Origin of the sequence: Klebsiella sp. CTHL.F3a, assembly GCF_019890895.1 — a bacterium.
Lineage (GTDB): Bacteria > Pseudomonadota > Gammaproteobacteria > Enterobacterales > Enterobacteriaceae > Klebsiella > Klebsiella grimontii.
Genome location: NZ_CP082360.1, coordinates 4,996,305 through 5,016,055, shown reverse-complemented (window position 1 = coordinate 5,016,055; position 19,751 = coordinate 4,996,305). Strand labels below are relative to the sequence as shown.

17 protein-coding genes are annotated in these 19,751 nt (G+C 55.9%); all 17 read left to right on the top strand.

Annotated features, from left to right (window positions below; genetic code table 11):
• Positions 1-108: 108 nt before the first annotated feature.
• The 17 genes from cra to lpxC all read left to right on the top strand — a co-directional run bounded on the left by cra (position 109) and on the right by lpxC (position 19,591).
• Complete coding sequence (gene cra, locus K7H21_RS23520) at positions 109-1,113, top strand: catabolite repressor/activator (RefSeq protein WP_004098577.1); 1,005 nt, start codon at positions 109-111, stop codon at positions 1,111-1,113.
• 626 nt (positions 1,114-1,739) lie between these two features.
• Positions 1,740-2,198 (top strand): division/cell wall cluster transcriptional repressor MraZ, encoded by a 459-nt coding sequence (gene mraZ / locus K7H21_RS23515; protein WP_004108122.1) that lies wholly within the window; start codon positions 1,740-1,742, stop codon positions 2,196-2,198.
• 1 nt (position 2,199) lies between these two features.
• Entirely contained in the window at positions 2,200-3,141 is a 942-nt protein-coding gene (rsmH, locus tag K7H21_RS23510) for a 16S rRNA (cytosine(1402)-N(4))-methyltransferase RsmH (protein ID WP_004128935.1), read from the top strand.
• Entirely contained in the window at positions 3,138-3,503 is a 366-nt protein-coding gene (gene ftsL / locus K7H21_RS23505; protein ID WP_002888550.1) for a cell division protein FtsL, read from the top strand. Before rsmH ends, ftsL begins: the two co-directional genes overlap by 4 nt.
• Before the next feature lie 15 nt (positions 3,504-3,518).
• Positions 3,519-5,285, top strand: coding sequence for a peptidoglycan glycosyltransferase FtsI (locus tag K7H21_RS23500; protein ID WP_004098582.1), 1,767 nt, complete (start codon positions 3,519-3,521; stop codon positions 5,283-5,285).
• The gene (gene murE / locus K7H21_RS23495; RefSeq protein WP_004128941.1) at positions 5,272-6,759 is read left to right on the top strand and encodes a UDP-N-acetylmuramoyl-L-alanyl-D-glutamate--2,6-diaminopimelate ligase; all 1,488 of its coding nucleotides are present in this window, start codon (positions 5,272-5,274) and stop codon (positions 6,757-6,759) included. The genes K7H21_RS23500 and murE overlap by 14 nt, the downstream gene beginning before the upstream one ends.
• Positions 6,756-8,114: a UDP-N-acetylmuramoyl-tripeptide--D-alanyl-D-alanine ligase gene (gene murF, locus K7H21_RS23490; protein ID WP_123828469.1), complete on the top strand. Its 1,359-nt coding sequence runs from the start codon at positions 6,756-6,758 to the stop codon at positions 8,112-8,114. The genes murE and murF overlap by 4 nt, the downstream gene beginning before the upstream one ends.
• Positions 8,108-9,190: a phospho-N-acetylmuramoyl-pentapeptide-transferase gene (mraY, locus tag K7H21_RS23485; RefSeq protein WP_004098585.1), complete on the top strand. Its 1,083-nt coding sequence runs from the start codon at positions 8,108-8,110 to the stop codon at positions 9,188-9,190. The genes murF and mraY overlap by 7 nt, the downstream gene beginning before the upstream one ends.
• Positions 9,191-9,192: 2 nt before the next feature.
• Entirely contained in the window at positions 9,193-10,509 is a 1,317-nt protein-coding gene (gene murD, locus K7H21_RS23480) for a UDP-N-acetylmuramoyl-L-alanine--D-glutamate ligase (protein ID WP_004128946.1), read from the top strand.
• Entirely contained in the window at positions 10,509-11,768 is a 1,260-nt protein-coding gene (gene ftsW / locus K7H21_RS23475; protein ID WP_004128950.1) for a cell division protein FtsW, read from the top strand. The genes murD and ftsW overlap by 1 nt, the downstream gene beginning before the upstream one ends.
• Positions 11,765-12,835, top strand: a complete 1,071-nt coding sequence (gene murG, locus K7H21_RS23470; protein ID WP_032742037.1) for an undecaprenyldiphospho-muramoylpentapeptide beta-N-acetylglucosaminyltransferase — start codon at positions 11,765-11,767, stop codon at positions 12,833-12,835. The genes ftsW and murG overlap by 4 nt, the downstream gene beginning before the upstream one ends.
• A gap of 47 nt (positions 12,836-12,882) precedes the next feature.
• Positions 12,883-14,358: a UDP-N-acetylmuramate--L-alanine ligase gene (gene murC, locus K7H21_RS23465; RefSeq protein WP_004128955.1), complete on the top strand. Its 1,476-nt coding sequence runs from the start codon at positions 12,883-12,885 to the stop codon at positions 14,356-14,358.
• Positions 14,351-15,271: a D-alanine--D-alanine ligase gene (locus tag K7H21_RS23460; RefSeq protein ID WP_004128959.1), complete on the top strand. Its 921-nt coding sequence runs from the start codon at positions 14,351-14,353 to the stop codon at positions 15,269-15,271. Before murC ends, K7H21_RS23460 begins: the two co-directional genes overlap by 8 nt.
• Before the next feature lies 1 nt (position 15,272).
• The gene (gene ftsQ, locus K7H21_RS23455) at positions 15,273-16,106 is read left to right on the top strand and encodes a cell division protein FtsQ (RefSeq protein ID WP_004128960.1); all 834 of its coding nucleotides are present in this window, start codon (positions 15,273-15,275) and stop codon (positions 16,104-16,106) included.
• The gene (gene ftsA / locus K7H21_RS23450; protein WP_004098594.1) at positions 16,103-17,359 is read left to right on the top strand and encodes a cell division protein FtsA; all 1,257 of its coding nucleotides are present in this window, start codon (positions 16,103-16,105) and stop codon (positions 17,357-17,359) included. The genes ftsQ and ftsA overlap by 4 nt, the downstream gene beginning before the upstream one ends.
• Before the next feature lie 62 nt (positions 17,360-17,421).
• Positions 17,422-18,573, top strand: coding sequence for a cell division protein FtsZ (ftsZ, locus tag K7H21_RS23445; protein WP_004098597.1), 1,152 nt, complete (start codon positions 17,422-17,424; stop codon positions 18,571-18,573).
• 100 nt (positions 18,574-18,673) lie between these two features.
• Positions 18,674-19,591 carry a UDP-3-O-acyl-N-acetylglucosamine deacetylase gene (gene lpxC, locus K7H21_RS23440; protein ID WP_004098599.1) on the top strand — a complete coding sequence of 306 codons (918 nt, stop codon included), beginning with the start codon at positions 18,674-18,676 and terminating at the stop codon, positions 19,589-19,591.
• Positions 19,592-19,751: the final 160 nt, after the last annotated feature.

Sequence of the window (19,751 nt, the reverse complement as noted above, 5' to 3'; positions counted from 1 at the left end):
GTAGACTAAAGCGGTTGCTGCACTTACTTTTCTGCGCTTAGATGTTATAAAAACGAATCCATACCTGAAGAATGGTTATGTTCTGTACTTATTACCCAAGGGGCAATTGTGAAACTGGATGAAATCGCCCGGCTGGCCGGTGTCTCGCGAACTACCGCTAGCTATGTGATTAATGGTAAAGCGAAGCAGTATCGCGTCAGCGATAAAACTGTTGAAAAGGTGATGGCGGTCGTTCGTGAGCACAACTATCACCCGAATGCGGTTGCTGCAGGCTTGCGTGCAGGACGTACGCGGTCCATTGGTCTGGTTATCCCGGACCTGGAAAACACCAGCTATACGCGCATCGCTAATTACCTGGAGCGTCAGGCCCGCCAGCGCGGCTACCAACTGCTGATCGCCTGTTCCGAAGATCAACCGGATAACGAAATGCGTTGTATAGAGCATCTGCTGCAGCGTCAGGTCGATGCGATTATCGTTTCCACCTCATTACCTCCTGAGCATCCGTTCTATCAGCGCTGGGCTAACGATCCGTTCCCGATTGTTGCTCTTGACCGCGCGCTCGATCGTGAGCACTTCACCAGCGTCGTCGGCGCCGATCAGGACGATGCTGAAATGCTCGGCGCGGAGTTACGTAAATTCCCCGCTGAAACGGTGCTTTACCTTGGCGCCCTGCCGGAACTTTCGGTGAGCTTCCTGCGTGAGCAGGGGTTCCGTACGGCGTGGAAGGACGATCCGCGAGAGGTGCATTTCCTCTACGCTAACAGCTACGAGCGCGAAGCCGCGGCGCAGCTATTTGAAAAGTGGCTGGAAACCCATCCGATGCCTCAGGCGCTGTTCACGACTTCGTTTCCGCTGCTGCAGGGTGTGATGGACGTGACGCTACGCAGGGAAGGGAAGTTGCCTTCGGAACTGGCTATTGCCACTTTTGGCGATAATGAACTGCTGGATTTTCTCCAGTGCCCCGTTTTAGCCGTTGCTCAGCGTCATCGCGACGTTGCGGAACGCGTGCTGGAGATTGTGCTCGCCAGCCTTGATGAACCGCGGAAGCCGAAACCGGGGTTAAGCCGTATTCGGCGCAATCTTTATCGTCGCGGCAGCCTGAACCGTCGCTGAGCGCAATACCAGGATTATTCGTAGGAAATTCGCCAGACGGAGACACGTCTGGCGATAATCTGGATAAATGACGTAAAAATTGCAGGGTTAAGCATCTTTCAGACAAATCCTTAATCTTCCTGACATCTCTTTTAATTCTATTCTTAGCGCCATTTATTTAGTGGTTTAATTAACCGATAAAAGGATTAGCGTATTTATTTGTATTATTTTGTTACATTCGGCGGGTGAGTTACTGAATTAACGCCCGTTTCCTCACTATTATGAGTGCCATAAGCGCTATACCCCGCAGTAAGAGAGCCTCTCCTGCGAAAACTGGTACTGTTAACGGTCATCAGAATGACCTAAAATGCCGCTCGCGTCGCAAACTGACACTTTATATTTTCCCCGCGAAGATATTTTGCTGCTTTAACTGTTACAAGTTTGTTGGTTGTTTTCTTACCGATATTCATAACGTTAATTTGCCTCGTTTGTTGGTTGATTTTTCCTCAGGGCAAATATCGGCTGTAAATAATGGGTTTTTGAGCTCTGTTGGCATTCGTGCTGGCTTGACAAGCTTTTCCTCCGCTCCGTAAACTCCTTCTTGTGGGAATTTGTGGGGTAAAGTGGCGAAAAGGGGTGAGGCTGGCATGTTCCGTGGGGCAACGTTAGTCAATCTCGACAGCAAAGGCCGTCTGGCCGTACCGACGCGCTACCGCGATGGGCTGATCGAGGACGCTTCCGGTCAATTGGTGTGCACCATTGACATCCATCACCCGTGCCTGCTGCTTTACCCTTTGCCTGAATGGGAAATCATCGAGCAAAAATTGTCGCGTTTATCGAGCATGAACCCCACCGAGCGGCGCGTACAGCGTTTGCTTTTGGGACATGCCAGCGAATGTCAGATGGATAGCGCCGGGCGGCTATTAATAGCGCCGGTGCTGCGGCAACATGCCGGGCTGACAAAAGAAGTGATGCTGGTCGGGCAGTTCAATAAGTTTGAGCTGTGGGATGAAACGACCTGGTATCAACGGGTCAAGGAAGATATCGACGCTGAGCAGTCCGCTTCCGGGGAACTGTCGGAGCGCCTGCAGGATTTGTCTTTGTAAAATGATGGAAAATTATAAACACACTACGGTACTGCTGGATGAAGCCGTTAACGGCCTGAATATTCGTCCAAATGGTATCTACATTGATGGTACCTTTGGTCGCGGCGGCCACTCGCGCCTGATTCTCTCCCAACTGGGAGCGGAGGGACGTCTGCTGGCGATCGATCGCGATCCGCAGGCTATCGCCGTCGCGAAAACTATCGATGATCCCCGCTTTTCCATCGTTCATGGTCCTTTTTCTCAGCTGGCCGACTATGTTGGCGAGCGCAATTTAACCGGTAAGATCGACGGTATTTTGCTCGATCTTGGCGTCTCCTCGCCGCAGCTGGATGACGCTGAACGTGGTTTTTCGTTCATGCGCGATGGCCCGCTGGATATGCGTATGGATCCGACGCGCGGTCAATCTGCCGCTGAATGGCTACAAACCGCCGACGAGGCGGACATCGCCTGGGTCATTAAAACCTTTGGCGAAGAGCGCTTTGGTAAACGCATCGCCCGCGCCATCGTCGAACGCAACCGCATCGAACCGATGACGCGCACCAAAGAGCTGGCGGAAGTCGTTGCGGCGGCGACGCCGGTGAAAGACAAATTCAAACATCCCGCGACCCGTACCTTCCAGGCGGTGCGCATTTGGGTGAACAGTGAACTGGAGGAGATAGAGCAGGCGCTAAAAAGCTCGCTCAGCGTGCTGGCCCCAGGCGGGCGGCTCTCAATCATCAGTTTCCACTCGCTGGAAGACCGTATTGTGAAGCGCTTTATGCGCGAGCAAAGCCGCGGTCCGCAGGTTCCAGCCGGCTTACCGATGACCGAAGAGCAGCTTAAAAAACTGGGCGGTCGTGAGTTAAGAGCATTAGGCAAGTTGATGCCGGGCGAAAAAGAGGTAGCTGAAAATCCTCGTGCCCGTAGTTCAGTTCTGCGTATTGCAGAGAGGACGAACGCATGATCGGCAGAGTGACAGAAGCCCTAAGCAAGGTGAAAGGGTCGATAGGAAGCAACGAGCGCCATGCTTTGCCTGGCGTGATCGGAGACGACCTTCTGCGGTTTGGGAAGCTGCCACTCTGCCTGTTCATTTGCATCATTATCACGGCGATTACGGTGGTGACAACGGCGCACCATACTCGCCTGTTAACCGCGCAGCGTGAACAGCTGGTGCTGGAACGCGACGCGCTGGATATTGAATGGCGCAACCTGATCCTCGAAGAGAACGCTCTCGGCGATCACAGTCGGGTTGAGCGGATCGCGACCGAGAAGCTGCAGATGCAGCACGTCGATCCATCACAAGAAAATATCGTTGTACAGAAATAAGGATTATTGCGACGCATGAAAGCAGCGCCGAAAACGCCAAAAGCAAAACGTCAGGAAGAACAGGCCAACTTTATCAGTTGGCGTTTTGCGTTGCTGTGCGGCTGTATTCTGCTGGCGCTGGGCTTCCTGCTGGGTCGCGTGGCCTGGCTACAGGTGATTAGTCCGGACATGCTGGTACGTCAGGGCGATATGCGTTCTCTGCGCGTGCAGGAGGTCTCCACCGCGCGCGGCATGATAACCGATCGTTCCGGCCGCCCGCTGGCGGTGAGCGTGCCGGTAAAAGCCATCTGGGCTGACCCGAAAGAGCTGCATGAAGCCGGCGGCGTGACGCTCGACAACCGCTGGAAGGCCCTGGCCGATGCGCTGAATATGCCGCTGGATCAGCTGGCATCGCGCATCAATACCAATCCGCGGATGCGCTTTATCTATCTGGCGCGTCAGGTGAATCCTGATATGGCCGATTATATCCGCAAACTTAAGCTGCCGGGGATTCATCTGCGGGAAGAGTCCCGCCGCTATTATCCGTCGGGCGAAGTAACTGCTCACCTCATTGGCTTCACTAACGTCGATAGCCAGGGGATTGAGGGGGTTGAGAAGAGCTTCGATAAGTGGCTCACCGGCCAGCCCGGCGAGCGTATCGTGCGTAAAGACCGCTATGGGCGTGTCATCGAAGATATCTCATCTACCGATAGCCAGGCCGCGCATAACCTGGCGCTGAGCATTGATGAGCGCCTGCAGGCGCTGGTGTATCGCGAGCTTAATAATGCGGTGGCGTTTAACAAAGCGGAGTCCGGCACTGCGGTTCTGGTTGACGTCAACACCGGCGAAGTACTGGCGATGGCCAATAGCCCATCCTACAACCCGAACAATTTCGCGGGCACCTCCAAAGATACTATGCGTAACCGCGCCATTACCGACGTGTTTGAACCGGGTTCAACGGTGAAGCCGATGGTGGTGATGACGGCGCTTCAGCGCGGTATTGTTAACGAAAATACCGTACTGAACACCATTCCCTATCGAATTAACGGCCACGAAATCAAAGACGTGGCGCGCTATAGCGAATTGACCCTGACCGGGGTGCTACAGAAGTCGAGTAACGTCGGTGTTTCCAAGCTGGCGTTAGCGATGCCGTCCTCAGCGTTAGTAGACACTTACTCACGTTTTGGACTTGGAAAAGCGACCAATTTGGGGTTGGTCGGAGAACGCAGTGGCTTATACCCTCAAAAACAACGGTGGTCTGACATAGAGAGGGCCACCTTTTCTTTCGGCTATGGGCTAATGGTAACCCCGTTACAGTTAGCGCGAGTCTACGCAACGATCGGCAGCTACGGCATCTATCGCCCGCTGTCGATTACCAAAGTTGATCCACCGGTTCCGGGCGAGCGCGTCTTCCCGGAATCACTCGTTCGTACCGTTGTTCATATGATGGAAAGCGTGGCGCTGCCCGGCGGCGGCGGCGTGAAGGCGGCGATCAAAGGCTATCGCATCGCCATTAAAACCGGTACGGCGAAGAAAGTAGGGCCTGATGGTCGCTACATCAACAAATATATTGCTTACACCGCAGGCGTTGCGCCCGCCAGCCATCCACGCTTCGCGCTGGTGGTGGTGATCAACGATCCGCAGGCAGGTAAATACTACGGCGGCGCCGTTTCCGCGCCGGTCTTCGGTGCCATCATGGGCGGCGTACTGCGTACCATGAACATTGAACCGGATGCGCTGGCAACGGCTGAAAAAAGTGAATTAGTGATTAATCAAGGCGAGGGAACAGGTGGCAGATCGTAATTTGCGCGACCTTCTCGCTCCGTGGGTGCCAAATGCGCCGGAGCGAATTCTGCGAGAAATGACGCTGGACAGCCGGGTGGCTGCTTCAGGCGATCTTTTTGTCGCGGTTTTAGGTCATCAGGCGGACGGGCGTCGTTATATCCCGCAGGCGATAGCGCAAGGTGTTGCTGCCATTATTGCTGAGGCCAAAGATGAGGCTCATGACGGTGAAATCCGTGAAATGCACGGTGTGCCGGTTATCTATCTGAGCCAACTCAACGAGCGCTTATCCGCGCTGGCCGGACGTTTTTACCATCAGCCTTCGGAGCAACTGCGCCTGGTTGGCGTCACCGGGACTAACGGCAAGACCACCACCACCCAGCTGCTGGCGCAATGGGCGCAGCTGCTGGGGGAAACTAGCGCGGTAATGGGAACCGTAGGCAATGGCCTGCTGGAGAAAGTTATCCCCACGGAAAACACCACCGGTTCGGCGGTTGATGTTCAACACGTACTCTCTGGCCTGGTAGGGCAGGGGGCGACGTTCGCCGCGATGGAAGTTTCCTCTCACGGCCTGGTACAGCACCGCGTCGCCGCGCTGCAGTTTGCCGCGTCAGTCTTCACCAACCTGAGCCGCGATCACCTTGATTACCATGGTGATATGGAGCATTACGAAGCGGCGAAATGGCTGCTCTACTCAACCCACCATTGCGGACAGGCGATCGTCAACGCGGACGATGAGGTTGGTCGCCGCTGGCTGGCGAAGCTGCCGGATGCGGTTGCCGTATCAATGGAAGACCATATTAATCCGAACTGCCGGGGGCGTTGGCTGAAAGCAACCGCCGTGAACTATCACGACAGCGGCGCCACCATTCAGTTTGCCTCCAGCTGGGGGAACGGCGAGATCGAAAGCCGCCTGATGGGCGCCTTTAACGTCAGCAATCTGCTGCTGGCGTTAGCCACTCTGCTGGCGCTGGGCTATCCGCTGGCCGAACTGCTTAAAACCGCCGTGCGCCTGCAGCCGGTTTGCGGGCGTATGGAAGTGTTCAGCGCGCCGGGTAAACCGACCGTCGTGGTTGATTATGCTCACACGCCCGACGCGCTGGAAAAAGCGCTGCAGGCGGCGCGTCTGCACTGCAACGGTAAACTGTGGTGCGTGTTCGGCTGCGGTGGAGACCGCGACAAAGGCAAGCGTCCGCTGATGGGCGCTATCGCCGAAGAGTTTGCCGATATCGTGGTTGTCACCGATGACAACCCGCGTACCGAAGAGCCGCGGGCGATTATCAACGATATCCTGGCCGGTATGCTTGATGCGGGCCATGCCAAAGCGGTGGAAGGGCGCGCGGAGGCGGTGACCAACGCGGTGATGCAGGCGAAAGAAAACGATGTCGTTCTGGTGGCGGGTAAAGGCCACGAGGATTATCAAATTGTCGGCAATCGCCGACTCGATTACTCCGATCGCGTCACCGTGGCGCGTCTGCTGGGGGCGGTAGCATGATTCGCTTGACTCTCAGCCAGCTGGCCGACATCACGCGCGGCGAGCTGCACGGCAGCGATGTGGCGATCGAAGACGTCACCACTGACACCCGTAAGGTCACGGCAGGCTGCCTGTTTGTGGCGCTAAAAGGCGAGCGCTTTGACGCTCATGACTTTGCCGAACAGGCTAAGGCTGCCGGCGCGGGCGCATTGTTGGTCAGCCATCGACTGGCCTGCGATTTGCCGCAGGTGGTAGTAAAGGATACGCGTCTGGCGTTTGGCGAACTGGCCGCGTGGGTGCGTCAGCAGGTGTCGGCGCGGGTGGTCGCGCTGACGGGCTCTTCTGGAAAAACCTCGGTCAAAGAGATGACCGCCGCGATTCTGAGCCAGTGTGGTAATACGCTGTATACCGCTGGCAACCTGAACAACGATATCGGCGTGCCGATGACGCTGCTGCGTCTCACCAAAGAGCATGACTACGCGGTCATCGAGTTAGGCGCTAATCACCAGGGGGAAATTGCCTGGACCGTTAGCCTGACCCGTCCCGACGCCGCGTTAGTGAATAACCTGGCCGCCGCGCACCTGGAGGGTTTTGGTTCCCTGGAAGGCGTAGCGAAAGCGAAGGGCGAAATTTACACCGGTCTGCCGCTCAACGGCATCGCAATTATGAATGCCGACAATAATGACTGGCTGAACTGGCAAAACGTCATTGGCGAGCGTAAAACCTGGCGCTTCTCGCCGAATGCCGCCAATAGCGACTTCACGGCAACTAACGTTCATGTGACTTCGCACGGGACCGAATTTACTCTGCGAACCCCAACCGGCAGCGTTGATGTGCTGCTGCCGCTGCCGGGGCGCCATAACATCGCCAACGCGCTGGCCGCAGCGGCGCTCTCTATGGCGGTAGGCGCGACGCATGAGGCAATTAAAGCGGGGCTGAAAGATCTGAAAGCGGTGCCGGGGCGTTTATTCCCGATTCAACTCACCGATAGCCAGCTCCTGCTGGATGACTCCTATAACGCCAACGTCGGCTCGCTGACCGCCGCGGTACAGGTGCTATCTGAGATGCCGGGCTACCGGGTGCTGGTTGTTGGCGATATGGCTGAACTTGGTGCGGAAAGCCAGGCGTGCCATCGTCAGGTGGGCGAAGCGGCAAAAGCGGCCGGGCTCGATCGCGTATTGAGCGTAGGTTCCTTGAGCGCGGAGATTAGCGGCGCCAGCGGCGTCGGTGAACACTTTAACGATAAAGCGTTGCTGGTAACGCGGCTGCAAGCGCTGCTGTCAGAACATAAAATTATGACCATTTTAGTGAAGGGTTCACGTAGTGCCGCCATGGAAGTGGTAGTACGCGCATTACAGGAGAACGGAACATGTTAGTATGGCTGGCCGAACATTTGGTCAAATATTACTCAGGCTTTAACGTCTTTTCTTACCTGACGTTTCGCGCCATTGTCAGCCTGCTGACCGCGCTGTTCATCTCTTTGTGGATGGGCCCGCGCATGATTGCCCGTCTGCAAAAACTCTCTTTTGGCCAGGTTGTACGTAATGATGGCCCGGAATCTCACTTTAGCAAGCGCGGTACGCCAACGATGGGCGGGATTATGATCCTGACTGCCATTGTTGTCTCCGTTCTACTATGGGCCTATCCTTCCAACCCCTACGTCTGGTGTGTGCTGACGGTTCTGGTCGGCTACGGCATCATCGGTTTTGTTGACGACTACCGTAAGGTAGTACGTAAAGACACCAAGGGGCTGATTGCCCGCTGGAAATACTTCTGGATGTCGGTGATTGCGCTGGGCGTTGCCTTTGCGCTGTACATGGCGGGTAAAGATACGCCAGCGACTCAGCTGGTAGTGCCGTTCTTCAAAGACGTCATGCCGCAGCTGGGCCTGTTCTACGTCCTGCTGGCCTACTTTGTCATCGTCGGAACCGGGAATGCGGTCAACCTGACCGACGGCCTCGATGGGCTGGCGATTATGCCGACCGTATTTGTTGCCGCCGGATTCGCGCTGGTCGCGTGGGCGACGGGTAACATGAATTTCGCCAACTACCTGCATATCCCTTATTTGCGTCACGCTGGTGAACTGGTGATCGTCTGTACGGCGATTGTCGGTGCGGGGCTGGGCTTCTTGTGGTTTAACACCTATCCGGCGCAGGTCTTTATGGGCGATGTGGGTTCTCTGGCGCTCGGCGGCGCGCTGGGTATTATCGCCGTGCTGCTGCGCCAGGAGTTTCTGCTGGTGATTATGGGCGGCGTATTCGTAGTGGAAACGCTCTCGGTGATTCTGCAGGTCGGCTCCTTCAAGCTGCGCGGTCAGCGCATCTTCCGCATGGCGCCGATCCACCATCACTATGAACTGAAAGGCTGGCCGGAACCGCGCGTGATCGTGCGCTTCTGGATTATTTCGCTGATGCTGGTGCTGATAGGCCTGGCGACGCTGAAGGTACGTTAATCATGGCAGATTATCAGGGTAAAAAAGTCGTCATTATTGGGCTGGGTATGACCGGCCTGTCATGCGTGGACTTTTTCATGGCTCGCGGCGTGACGCCGCGGGTGATGGATACCCGCGTTGCGCCTGCGGGACTGGATAAACTGCCGGAAGCCGTTGAGCGCTATGTCGGCGGTCTGAACGAAGATTGGCTGTTGACGGCTGACCTGATTGTCGCCAGCCCGGGCATCGCGCTGGCGCATCCTTCCCTGAGCGCGGCGGCGGATGCAGGCGTAGAAATTGTCGGCGATATCGAACTTTTCTGCCGCGAGGCGCAGGCGCCGATTATAGCTATCACCGGGTCTAACGGTAAAAGCACCGTAACTTCGCTGGTAGGGGAAATGGCGAAGGCGGCGGGTCTGAACGTCGGCGTAGGCGGCAATATTGGTCTGCCGGCGCTGATGCTGCTGGATCCTGAGCGCGAACTTTATGTTCTTGAGCTTTCCAGCTTCCAGCTGGAAACCACTTCGAGCCTGCGAGCGGTAGCGGCGACGATCCTTAACGTCACCGAAGATCATATGGACCGCTACCCGCTGGGGCTTCAGCAGTACCGCGCCGCCAAACTGCGAGTTTACGAAAATGCGCGGGCCTGTATCGTCAACGCCGACGATGCGTTAACCATGCCGGTACGCGGTGCTGACGATCGTTGCATTAGCTTCGGCGTGGACGTTGGCGACTATCACCTGAATCGTCAGCAAGGGGAAACCTGGCTGCGCGTCAAAGGCGAGAAAGTGCTCAACGTCAAAGAGATGAAGATTAGCGGCCAGCACAACTACAGTAACGCCCTGGCTGCGTTGGCCCTGGCTGATGCCGCTAGTTTGCCGCGCGCCAGCAGCTTGAAAGCGCTGACTACATTTACCGGCCTGGCCCATCGTTTCCAGCAGGTGCTGGAGCACAACGGCGTGCGCTGGATCAATGATTCTAAAGCGACGAATGTCGGTAGTACCGAAGCGGCGCTCAATGGGCTGCACCTTGACGGAACGCTGTATCTGCTGCTGGGCGGCGATGGTAAATCGGCTGATTTCACGCCGTTAAGCCGTTACCTGACCGGCGACAACGTCCGCCTGTACTGCTTTGGCCGCGACGGCGCGCAGCTGGCCGCCCTTCGCCCGGATGTCGCTGTGCAAACGGAAACCATGGAGCAGGCGATGCGCCAGATTGCGCCGCAGGTTGTCCCGGGCGATATGGTTCTGCTATCCCCGGCGTGCGCCAGCCTCGATCAGTTTAAAAACTTTGAACAACGCGGCGACGTATTTGCTCGCCTGGCGAAGGAGTTAGGTTGATGCGTTTATCACTCCCGCGCCTGAAAATGCCACGGCTGAGACTGCCGCGTCTGCCGGGAATGTTTATTTTCGCATGGCTGTTCGCCGCGCTGAAAGGCTGGGTGATGGGCTCGCGGCAAAAAGATACCGATAGCCTGGTGATGTATGACCGGATGCTGCTGTGGCTGACCTTTGGCCTGGCCGCGATCGGCTTCATTATGGTGACCTCGGCGTCGATGCCGGTAGGTCAGCGTCTGGCTAACGACCCGTTTCTGTTTGCCAAACGCGATGGTTTATACATCCTGCTGGCTCTCGGGCTGGCGATGGTGACACTGCGCCTGCCGATGGAGTTCTGGCAACGCCATAGTACCGCGATGCTGATCGCCTCTATCGTCATGCTGCTGATCGTTCTGGTGGTTGGCAGCTCGGTCAACGGCGCATCGCGCTGGATTGCGCTGGGACCGCTGCGTATCCAGCCTGCGGAGTTCACCAAGCTGTCGCTGTTCTGCTACATCGCCAACTACCTGGTGCGTAAAGGCGACGAAGTGCGTAACAACCTGCGCGGCTTCCTGAAGCCGATGGGCGTGATTTTCGTACTGGCGATTTTACTGCTGGCGCAGCCTGACCTCGGGACCGTCGTCGTGCTGTTTGTGACCACCCTGGCCATGCTGTTTCTGGCAGGGGCCAAGCTGTGGCAGTTCATCGCCATTATCGGTATGGGGATCTCGGCGGTCGTACTGCTGATTCTCGCCGAGCCGTATCGTATTCGCCGCGTAACCTCTTTCTGGAACCCGTGGGAAGATCCGTTTGGCAGCGGCTATCAGTTGACCCAGTCGCTGATGGCCTTTGGTCGCGGCGAAATGTGGGGGCAAGGCCTGGGCAATTCGGTGCAGAAACTGGAGTATTTGCCGGAGGCGCATACCGATTTCATCTTCGCCATTATCGGCGAAGAGCTCGGTTATATCGGTGTGGTACTCGCTCTTTTAATGGTATTCTTCGTCGCTTTTCGCGCCATGTCCATTGGCCGTAAGGCGCTGGAGATTGACCATCGTTTCTCCGGATTTCTGGCCTGCGCCATTGGGATTTGGTTTAGCTTTCAGGCGTTAGTAAACGTCGGCGCGGCGGCGGGTATGCTGCCAACTAAAGGCCTGACGCTGCCGCTGATCAGCTACGGCGGATCGAGCTTGCTGATTATGTCGACGGCCATCATGTTGCTGTTACGAATTGATTATGAAACGCGCCTGGAAAAAGCCCAGGCGTTTACACGGGGTGTTCGATGAGCGGTCAGGAAAAGCGGTTAATGGTGATGGCGGGCGGTACCGGCGGACATGTGTTCCCGGGACTGGCGGTTGCGCACCATTTAATGGACCAGGGCTGGCAGGTTCGCTGGCTGGGCACCGCGGATCGTATGGAAGCGGATTTAGTGCCGAAGAACGGCATTGAAATTGATTTCATTCAGATTTCCGGCCTGCGCGGCAAGGGCCTTAAGGCGCAACTGCTGGCGCCGGTGCGCATTTTCAACGCCTGGCGTCAGGCGCGGGCGATTATGCGGCGTTTTCAGCCGGACGTGGTTCTGGGTATGGGCGGATACGTTTCCGGCCCCGGCGGTCTGGCGGCATGGTCGCTGGGGATCCCCGTTGTTCTGCATGAGCAGAACGGGATTGCCGGCCTGACGAATAAATGGCTGGCGAAAATCGCTAAAAAAGTGATGCAGGCGTTCCCCGGCGCTTTCCCGCATGCCGATGTTGTGGGCAACCCGGTTCGCACCGATGTGCTGGCGCTGCCGCTGCCGGAGCAGCGCTTGGTCGGACGTCAGGGACCGATTCGCGTATTGGTCGTGGGCGGTTCGCAGGGCGCGCGCGTGCTCAATCAGACGATGCCGCAGGTGGCGGCGAAGCTCGGTGTTTCTGTCACCATCTGGCACCAGAGCGGTAAAGGCGGTCAGGAAACCGTGCAGCAGGCCTACTCCGATGCCGGGCAGCCGCAGCATAAAGTTACCGAATTTATCGACGACATGGCGGCGGCATATGCCTGGGCCGATGTTGTTGTGTGTCGTTCCGGTGCGCTGACGGTGAGCGAAATTGCCGCCGCTGGTTTACCGGCGCTGTTTGTGCCTTTTCAGCACAAAGATCGTCAGCAGTACTGGAATGCGCTGCCGCTGGAGAAGGCCGGGGCAGCGAAGATCCTTGAGCAGCCGCAGTTCACCGTGGAGGCCGTCGCGCAGACCCTGGCAAGTTGGGATCGCGTCACGCTGCTGGATATGGCGGAGCGAGCGCGTAGAGCCTCGATTCCGGATGCGACCGAACGGGTAGCTGAAGAAGTGAGCGCCGCAGCACTGGCGCGCTAATCGCGGTGATAATCACCGTCCGAATAAAGAAGTTGATGGCGTAAAGAATGAATACACAAGATCTGGCAAAACTGCGTTCCATAGTGCCCGAGATGCGTCGCGTCCGGCACATTCACTTTGTTGGCATTGGCGGTGCCGGCATGGGCGGTATTGCCGAAGTTCTGGCCAACGAAGGTTATCAGATTAGCGGCTCCGACCTGGCGCCGAATCCGGTGACTCAGCAGCTGGCTCAGCTTGGCGCTACGATTTATTTCAACCATCGCCCTGAGAACGTGCGCGATGCGAGCGTTGTCGTCGTTTCCAGCGCAATTTCTGCGGATAACCCGGAGATTGTCGCTGCCCACGAAGCACGTATTCCGGTTATTCGTCGCGCCGAGATGCTGGCGGAGCTGATGCGTTTTCGTCACGGCATTGCCATTGCCGGCACGCACGGAAAAACCACGACTACGGCGATGGTATCGAGCATTTATGCTGAAGCGGGACTTGATCCAACCTTCGTTAACGGCGGTCTGGTGAAAGCCGCTGGCGTCCACGCCCGTCTTGGCCACAGCCGCTACCTGATTGCCGAAGCGGATGAAAGCGACGCTTCGTTCCTGCATTTACAGCCGATGGTTGCTATCGTGACCAATATCGAAGCCGATCATATGGATACCTACCATGGCGACTTCGAAAACCTGAAACAGACGTTTATTAACTTCCTGCACAATCTGCCGTTCTATGGTCGTGCAGTGATGTGCGTGGACGATCCTGTTATCCGTGAACTGTTGCCGCGCGTTGGTCGCCAGATAACCACTTACGGATTTAGCGATGATGCCGATGTTCGCGTTGAAGATTATCGCCAGCTCGGCGCTCAGGGCCATTTCCGTCTGGTTCGCCAGGATAAAGAAGTCATTCAGGTGACACTGAACGCTCCGGGTCGCCACAATGCGCTGAACGCGGCGGCGGCGGTGGCCGTTGCGACGGAAGAGGGCATTGATGATGCTGCTATCCTGCGCGCACTGGAAAGCTTCCAGGGCACCGGCCGTCGCTTTGATTTCCTTGGCGAATACCCGTTAGCTGAGGTTAACGGTAAAAGCGGCACCGCGATGCTAATCGATGATTATGGTCATCATCCTACGGAAGTGGATGCCACCATTAAAGCAGCGCGGGCGGGCTGGCCGGATAAAAACCTGGTGATGCTGTTTCAGCCACACCGTTTTACCCGTACGCGCGATCTGTACGATGATTTCGCCAACGTACTGACCCAGGTTGACGCGCTGCTGATGCTGGACGTTTATTCCGCGGGGGAAGCCGCTATTCCTGGCGCCGACAGCCGCTCGCTGTGCCGTACGATCCGCGGTCGCGGTAAAGTTGACCCAATTCTGGTTTCCGACCCGGCGCAGGCGGCAGAGATGCTGGCTTCAGTGTTGACCGGCAACGATCTGGTGCTGGTTCAGGGGGCGGGAAATATCGGTAAAATCGCCCGTCACCTGGCGGAAATCAAATTGCAGCCGCAAAAATCGCAGGAGGAGCGCCATGGCTGATAAAATCGCGGTCCTCTTTGGCGGAACCTCCGCTGAACGTGAAGTCTCTCTCAATTCAGGTTCGGCGGTGCTCGCTGGCCTGCGTGAAGCCGGGGTCGATGCACACCCGGTAGACCCGCGCGACGTGGATATTACCCAATTGAAAAATATGGGGTTTCAGAAAGCGTTTATTGCCCTGCATGGTCGTGGCGGTGAAGATGGAACATTGCAGGGGCTGCTGGAGCTGATTCACCTGCCCTATACCGGCAGTGGCGTAATGGCTTCGGCTATCTCAATGGATAAACTGCGCAGCAAATTGCTGTGGCAGGGGGCTGGGCTGCCAGTTGCGCCATGGGTTGCGCTCACGCGTAAACAGTTCAGCGCAGGACTTTCTGCTGAGTTAGAACAGCAAATCGCCGCCCTCGGACTGCCGTTGATTATTAAACCGAGTCGGGAAGGCTCAAGTGTCGGTATGTCTAAAGTCAGCGAAAGTTGCGCATTGCAAGATGCATTGACGCTGGCTTTTCAGCACGATGACGAAGTTCTAATCGAAAAATGGCTCAGTGGGCCGGAATTTACCGTCGCTATCGTCGGAGAAGAAATTTTACCGTCAATACGTATCCAGGCGGCTGGAACCTTCTATGATTATGAAGCAAAGTATCTCTCTGATGAAACGCAATATTTCTGCCCAGGTTTTGAAGATCCCGCGCGCGAGTCAGAAATTCAGGCTCTGGTGCAAAAAGCCTGGGATACTCTTGGCTGTTACGGCTGGGGACGAATTGATGTGATGCTGGACAGCGATGGCCAGTTTTATCTGCTGGAAGCAAACACCTCTCCTGGCATGACCAGCCATAGCCTGGTGCCAATGGCGGCGCGTCAGGCCGGGATGAGCTTCTCGCAGCTTGTTGTACGAATTCTGGACCTGGCGGGGTGATATGTCGCAGGCTGCGCTGAATACGCGGAACCACGAAGAGGAAGAAGAAACTTCTTCGCGTCGAAGTAATGGCTCTCGTCTGGCAGGTATTTTCTTCCTGCTGGCGGTGCTCTGTACCGTGCTGGTCAGCGGATGGATGGTTCTGGGCTGGATGGAAGATGCACAGCGATTACCGCTGTCAAAGATGGTGGTCACCGGTGAGCGTCACTACACGCGCAACGATGATATCCGTCAGGCGATTCTGGCATTAGGGTCGCCGGGCACCTTTATGACGCAGGACGTCAATATAATTCAAAGCCAGATTGAACGTCTGCCCTGGATTAAGCAGGCGAGCGTCAGAAAGCAGTGGCCGGACGAATTGAAGATTCATCTGGTTGAATATGTGCCGATTGCGCGCTGGAATGATCAGCATATGGTAGACGTGGACGGAAATTCTTTCAGCGTGCCGTCAGATCGCACCAGTAAACAGAATTTACCGATGTTGTACGGCCCGGAAGGCAGCGAGAACGAAGTTCTTCAGGGCTATCGCGACATGGGGCAGGTGCTGGCAAAGGATAAGTTCACGTTGAAAGTGGCGGCAATGACCGCGCGTCGTTCCTGGCAGTTGACGCTGAATAACGATATTAAGCTCAACCTTGGCCGGGGTGACACCATGAAACGGCTTCAGCGCTTTATGGAACTCTACCCGGTTCTTCAGCAGCAGGCGCAGACCGACGGCAAACGGATAAGCTACGTTGATTTGCGTTATGACTCGGGAGCGGCAGTCGGTTGGGTACCGGCTCCCGTAGAGGAAGCTCAACAACAACAGAATCAGGCACAGGCAGAACAACAATGATCAAGGCGACGGACAGAAAACTGGTAGTTGGACTGGAGATTGGCACCGCTAAGGTTGCCGCTTTAGTAGGGGAAGTTCTGCCCGACGGTATGATTAATATCATTGGCGTGGGCAGTTGCCCATCGCGTGGTATGGATAAAGGCGGAGTGAACGACCTGGAATCCGTGGTGAAATGCGTACAGCGCGCCATTGACCAGGCCGAACTGATGGCGGATTGCCAGATCTCGTCAGTCTATCTGGCGCTTTCAGGCAAACATATCAGCTGTCAAAATGAAATCGGCATGGTGCCGATTTCAGAAGAAGAAGTGACGCAGGACGACGTTGAAAACGTGGTACATACTGCGAAATCGGTTCGCGTGCGCGACGAACATCGCGTTCTGCACGTTATCCCGCAGGAGTACGCTATCGATTACCAGGAGGGGATCAAAAACCCCGTCGGATTGTCTGGCGTACGTATGCAGGCGAAAGTGCATTTGATTACCTGCCATAACGATATGGCGAAAAATATTGTCAAAGCGGTGGAACGTTGCGGTCTGAAAGTTGACCAGCTCATTTTCGCCGGTTTAGCCGCCAGCTATTCCGTATTAACGGAAGACGAACGTGAACTGGGTGTCTGCGTGGTGGACATCGGCGGTGGTACAATGGATATAGCGGTATATACCGGCGGCGCGCTGCGTCATACCAAAGTGATCCCGTACGCGGGCAACGTGGTGACCAGCGATATTGCCTACGCTTTCGGTACGCCGCCGAGCGACGCGGAAGCCATTAAAGTGCGTCACGGCTGTGCGCTGGGCTCCATCGTTGGTAAAGACGAAAATGTAGAAGTACCCAGCGTGGGTGGGCGTCCACCTCGCAGCCTGCAGCGTCAGACGCTGGCAGAGGTGATTGAGCCACGTTATACCGAATTGCTCAACCTGGTTAATGAAGAGATTCTGCAACTGCAGGAACAGCTGCGTCAGCAAGGTGTGAAGCACCACCTGGCGGCAGGCATTGTATTAACCGGCGGCGCGGCGCAAATTGAAGGACTTGCCGCCTGCGCGCAGCGCGTATTCCATACGCAGGTGAGGATTGGCGCGCCGCTGAACATTACCGGATTAACGGATTATGCCCAGGAGCCGTATTACTCGACGGCGGTTGGGCTGCTGCACTACGGGAAGGAATCTCATCTCAGTGGTGAAGCAGAAGTGGAAAAACGCGTAACGGTCGGGTCGTGGATCAAACGACTCAACAGTTGGTTGCGAAAAGAGTTTTAATTTTTTAAGAGAACGCAGAAAATTAGCGATCTCAGGCGACAGGCACAACGGAGAGAGAAATTATGTTTGAACCTATGGAACTGACCAACGACGCGGTGATTAAAGTCATCGGCGTCGGCGGCGGCGGCGGTAACGCCGTTGAGCACATGGTGCGCGAGCGCATTGAGGGTGTTGAGTTTTTCGCGGTGAACACCGACGCGCAGGCTCTGCGCAAAACGGCTGTTGGCCAGACTATCCAGATCGGTAGCGGTATTACTAAAGGTCTGGGCGCAGGCGCAAACCCGGAAGTCGGCCGTAACGCAGCGGATGAAGACCGTGAAGCGCTGCGTGCCGCTCTTGACGGCGCCGACATGGTGTTTATCGCAGCCGGCATGGGCGGCGGTACCGGAACCGGTGCTGCGCCAGTGGTTGCTGAAGTCGCAAAAGATTTAGGTATCCTGACCGTTGCCGTCGTGACTAAGCCTTTCAATTTTGAAGGCAAGAAACGTATGGCGTTCGCTGAGCAGGGTATCACCGAGCTATCCAAGCACGTTGACTCGCTGATCACCATCCCGAACGACAAACTGCTGAAAGTACTGGGTCGCGGCATTTCTCTGCTCGACGCCTTCGGCGCTGCAAACGACGTGCTGAAAGGCGCAGTGCAGGGTATCGCTGAACTGATCACCCGACCTGGCCTGATGAACGTCGACTTTGCGGACGTGCGTACCGTGATGTCTGAAATGGGCTACGCCATGATGGGTTCCGGCGTGGCGAGCGGTGAAGACCGTGCGGAAGAAGCGGCTGAAATGGCGATTTCTTCTCCGCTGCTGGAAGATATCGATCTGTCCGGTGCGCGTGGCGTTCTGGTCAACATCACCGCGGGCTTCGACCTGCGTCTGGATGAGTTCGAGACTGTGGGTAATACTATCCGCGCATTTGCTTCGGATAACGCCACCGTGGTTATCGGTACTTCTCTGGACCCGGATATGAACGACGAACTGCGCGTAACCGTTGTTGCCACCGGTATCGGTATGGACAAACGTCCAGAAATTACTCTGGTGACTAACAAACAGGTGCAGCAGCCAGTGATGGATCGTTACCAGCAGCACGGTATGTCTCCATTGACTCAAGAGCAGAAACCGGCCGCAAAAGTGGTCAACGACAATACGCCGCAGGCGGCGAAAGAGCCGGATTATCTGGATATCCCAGCCTTCCTGCGTAAGCAAGCCGATTAAGAATTGGCTGGAAGTTGGGCATCTGCGCTCTTTGTGCTAAACTGGCCTGCCGAATGTGTAGTACACTTCGGTTGGATAGGTAACTTGGCGAGATTATACGATGATCAAACAAAGGACTCTTAAACGTATCGTTCAGGCGACTGGCGTCGGTTTGCATACCGGCAAGAAAGTCACCCTGACGTTACGCCCTGCGCCGGCAAATACCGGGGTCATCTATCGTCGCACCGACTTGAATCCACCGGTTGATTTTCCGGCTGATGCCAAATCTGTGCGTGATACCATGCTCTGTACTTGCCTGGTCAACGAGCATGACGTGCGGATATCGACGGTCGAGCACCTCAATGCTGCATTGGCTGGCTTGGGTATCGACAACATTATTATTGAAGTCGATGCGCCGGAAGTTCCGATTATGGACGGTAGTGCGGCTCCGTTCGTTTATCTGTTGCTGGATGCCGGCATCGATGAACTGAACTGCGCTAAGAAATTTGTGCGTATTAAAGAGACGGTTCGCGTTGAAGATGGCGATAAATGGGCTGAATTCAAACCGTACAATGGTTTTTCACTGGACTTCACCATTGATTTTAACCATCCGGCGATTGATTCCAGTAGCCAGCGCTACGCAATGAACTTCTCGGCTGATGCGTTTATGCGCCAGATTAGCCGCGCGCGTACCTTCGGTTTCATGCGTGATATCGAATATCTGCAGTCCCGCGGCCTGTGCCTGGGCGGCAGCTTCGATTGTGCCATCGTTGTTGACGATTATCGCGTACTGAACGAAGACGGTCTGCGCTTTGAAGATGAGTTTGTCCGTCACAAAATGCTGGATGCCATTGGCGACCTCTTTATGTGTGGTCACAATATTATCGGTGCATTTACGGCGTACAAATCCGGTCACGCGCTGAATAACAAATTGCTGCAGGCTGTTCTGGCAAAACAGGAAGCCTGGGAGTATGTGACCTTCGAGGACGACGCAGAAATGCCGCTGGCGTTCCGCGCTCCAACGCTGGTTCTGGCATAAGTCAGACCCGATAGTAAATTCGACTGGTAACCTGGTACTCTCTCCGGCCAGGGAGCCAGTCGTTTTCTTTTTTATATTCCCGCTGCGCCCTGCTTTGATTTTTAACTGCATTTTTTACGCGTTCGTTCCTTTTTTAAACGTTTTTACCCCGCCTGAGACT

Bases quoted from the DNA above. Each gene is read 5' to 3' on its own strand.
- mraZ (WP_004108122.1), top strand. From the start codon at position 1,740: ATGTTCCGTGGGGCAACGTTAGTCAATCTCGACAGCAAAGGCCGTCTG.
- rsmH (WP_004128935.1), top strand. From the start codon at position 2,200: ATGATGGAAAATTATAAACACACTACGGTACTGCTGGATGAAGCCGTT.
- ftsL (WP_002888550.1), top strand. From the start codon at position 3,138: ATGATCGGCAGAGTGACAGAAGCCCTAAGCAAGGTGAAAGGGTCGATA.
- K7H21_RS23500 (WP_004098582.1), top strand. From the start codon at position 3,519: ATGAAAGCAGCGCCGAAAACGCCAAAAGCAAAACGTCAGGAAGAACAG.
- murF (WP_123828469.1), top strand. From the start codon at position 6,756: ATGATTCGCTTGACTCTCAGCCAGCTGGCCGACATCACGCGCGGCGAG.
- mraY (WP_004098585.1), top strand. From the start codon at position 8,108: ATGTTAGTATGGCTGGCCGAACATTTGGTCAAATATTACTCAGGCTTT.
- murD (WP_004128946.1), top strand. From the start codon at position 9,193: ATGGCAGATTATCAGGGTAAAAAAGTCGTCATTATTGGGCTGGGTATG.
- ftsW (WP_004128950.1), top strand. From the start codon at position 10,509: ATGCGTTTATCACTCCCGCGCCTGAAAATGCCACGGCTGAGACTGCCG.
- murG (WP_032742037.1), top strand. From the start codon at position 11,765: ATGAGCGGTCAGGAAAAGCGGTTAATGGTGATGGCGGGCGGTACCGGC.
- murC (WP_004128955.1), top strand. From the start codon at position 12,883: ATGAATACACAAGATCTGGCAAAACTGCGTTCCATAGTGCCCGAGATG.
- K7H21_RS23460 (WP_004128959.1), top strand. From the start codon at position 14,351: ATGGCTGATAAAATCGCGGTCCTCTTTGGCGGAACCTCCGCTGAACGT.
- ftsQ (WP_004128960.1), top strand. From the start codon at position 15,273: ATGTCGCAGGCTGCGCTGAATACGCGGAACCACGAAGAGGAAGAAGAA.
- ftsA (WP_004098594.1), top strand. From the start codon at position 16,103: ATGATCAAGGCGACGGACAGAAAACTGGTAGTTGGACTGGAGATTGGC.
- ftsZ (WP_004098597.1), top strand. From the start codon at position 17,422: ATGTTTGAACCTATGGAACTGACCAACGACGCGGTGATTAAAGTCATC.
- lpxC (WP_004098599.1), top strand. From the start codon at position 18,674: ATGATCAAACAAAGGACTCTTAAACGTATCGTTCAGGCGACTGGCGTC.